At 39.7% G+C, this 2,515-nt stretch carries 2 protein-coding genes; both read left to right on the top strand.

The features are described from left to right. Positions 1-167 (top strand): TnpV protein (locus LI164_RS15485; RefSeq protein ID WP_227087369.1); only part of this gene is annotated, 167 nt, incomplete at its 5' end. Positions 168-533: 366 nt separating this feature from the next. Then, positions 534-2,453, top strand: a complete 1,920-nt coding sequence (tet(O), locus tag LI164_RS15480) for a tetracycline resistance ribosomal protection protein Tet(O) (RefSeq protein ID WP_006858004.1) — start codon at positions 534-536, stop codon at positions 2,451-2,453. Positions 2,454-2,515 lie beyond the last annotated feature (62 nt).

Here is a 2,515-nt window from a genome sequence, read left to right as displayed (position 1 = left end):
ACAGACAGGCACAGGAACGCTTTGAAAGGCTCATAGAGGGTATGAAACAGGCACAGGGCATAACGGAACAGCTAAAGGCAGAAAACGCCTTAGAATGGACAGGAAGAACGAATAACATAAGGGCTTGTGCGAGGGAGATTGTGGAAAAGGAAATTATTTTTGCATAAACAGATGATTAGTGGCAGGGGGAAATCCTGCCGCTTTTTCTGCTTTAGTTTGTCAGCTTGACAAATAAAGGGTTAAGGAATATAATTAGATTCAGTATTATACAAGGAGTTAATAAATATGCGGCAAGGTATTCTTAAATAAACTGTCAATTTGATAGTGGGAACAAAAAGTAGCAGTCCCGTTTCACTTTTAATATGGGGCTTAGTTTTTTGTACCCAGTTTAAGAATACTTTTATCATGTAATTTTATATGCCCGAAAACATATAAGTGTTTTGGGGCTATTGGAGTTATTTACCCAGTGATAGGAGTATTTATCACTGGGTATTTTTATGCCCTTTTTTGGGTGTTGATAGGAGGAAAATCACATGAAAATAATTAACTTAGGCATTCTGGCTCACGTTGACGCAGGAAAGACAACATTAACGGAGAGTTTATTGTATACCAGTGGTGCAATTGCAGAACCAGGGAGCGTAGATAAAGGCACAACAAGGACAGATACAATGAATTTGGAGCGTCAAAGGGGAATCACTATCCAGACAGCAGTGACATCTTTTCAGTGGGAGGATGTAAAAGTCAACATTATAGATACGCCAGGCCATATGGATTTTTTGGCGGAAGTATACCGTTCTTTATCCGTATTAGACGGAGCAGTATTATTAGTTTCTGCAAAGGATGGCATACAGGCACAGACCCGTATACTGTTTCATGCACTACAGACAATGAAGATTCCGACAATTTTTTTCATCAATAAAATTGACCAAGAGGGGATTGATTTGCCAATGGTATATCAAGAAATGAAAGCAAAGCTTTCTTCGGAAATTATAGTGAAGCAAAAGGTTGGGCAGCATCCTCATATAAATGTAACGGACAATGACGATATGGAACAGTGGGATGCGGTAATTATGGGAAACGATGAACTATTAGAGAAATATATGTCAGGGAAACCGTTTAAAATGTCAGAACTGGAACAGGAAGAAAACAGGAGATTCCAAAACGGAACGTTATTTCCCGTTTATCACGGAAGCGCTAAAAACAATCTGGGGATTCGGCAGCTTATAGAAGTGATTGCCAGTAAGTTTTATTCATCAACGCCTGAAGGTCAATCTGAACTATGCGGGCAGGTTTTTAAGATTGAATATTCAGAGAAAAGGCGGCGTTTTGTTTATGTGCGTATATATAGCGGAACATTGCATTTGAGGGATGTTATTAAAATATCTGAAAAAGAGAAAATAAAAATCACAGAGATGTGTGTTCCGACAAACGGTGAATTATGTTCATCCGATACAGCCTGCTCTGGTGATATTGTAATTTTACCAAATGATGTTTTGCAGCTAAACAGTATTTTGGGGAACGAAATGCTGTTGCCGCAGAGAACATTTATTGAAAATCCTCTCCCTATGCTCCAAACAACGATTGCAGCAAAGAAATCTGAACAGCGGGAAATATTGCTTGGGGCACTTACAGAAATTTCAGATGGCGACCCTCTTTTAAAATATTATGTGGATACTACAACGCATGAGATTATACTTTCTTTTTTGGGGAAAGTGCAGATGGAAGTCATTTGTGCCATCCTTGAGGAAAAATATCATGTGGAGGCAGAAATAAAAGAGCCTACTGTTATATATATGGAAAGACCGCTTAGAAAAGCAGAATATACCATCCACATAGAAGTCCCGCCAAATCCTTTCTGGGCTTCTGTCGGGTTGTCCATAGAGCCGCTCCCTATTGGAAGTGGAGTGCAGTATGAAAGCAGAGTTTCACTTGGATATTTAAACCAATCGTTCCAAAATGCGGTTATGGAGGGGGTTCTTTATGGCTGCGAGCAGGGGCTGTATGGATGGAAAGTGACAGACTGTAAAATCTGTTTTGAATATGGATTGTATTATAGTCCTGTAAGTACCCCCGCAGACTTTCGGCTGCTTTCCCCTATCGTATTGGAGCAGGCTTTAAAAAAAGCAGGGACAGAACTATTAGAGCCATATCTCCACTTTGAAATTTATGCACCGCAGGAATATCTCTCACGGGCGTATCATGATGCTCCAAGGTATTGTGCAGATATTGTAAGTACTCAGATAAAGAATGACGAGGTCATTCTGAAAGGAGAAATCCCTGCTAGATGTATTCAAGAATACAGGAACGATTTAACTTATTTCACAAATGGGCAGGGAGTCTGCTTGACAGAGTTAAAAGGATACCAGCCAGCTATTGGTAAATTTATTTGCCAACCCCGCCGCCCGAATAGCCGTATAGATAAGGTTCGGCATATGTTCCACAAGTTAGCTTAACAGCTTGCAAAAGTCATATAAAATGAGATTTGAAAGGATTAGAGACTAATTATGATGAAATG

Origin of the sequence: Dorea sp. 210702-DFI.3.125 (assembly GCF_020560945.1) — a bacterium.
In the GTDB taxonomy this organism is placed as follows: domain Bacteria; phylum Bacillota; class Clostridia; order Lachnospirales; family Lachnospiraceae; genus Dorea; species Dorea formicigenerans.
Note: the sequence above shows the minus strand (reverse complement) of the source record. Positions and strands in the feature narration are given on the sequence as shown.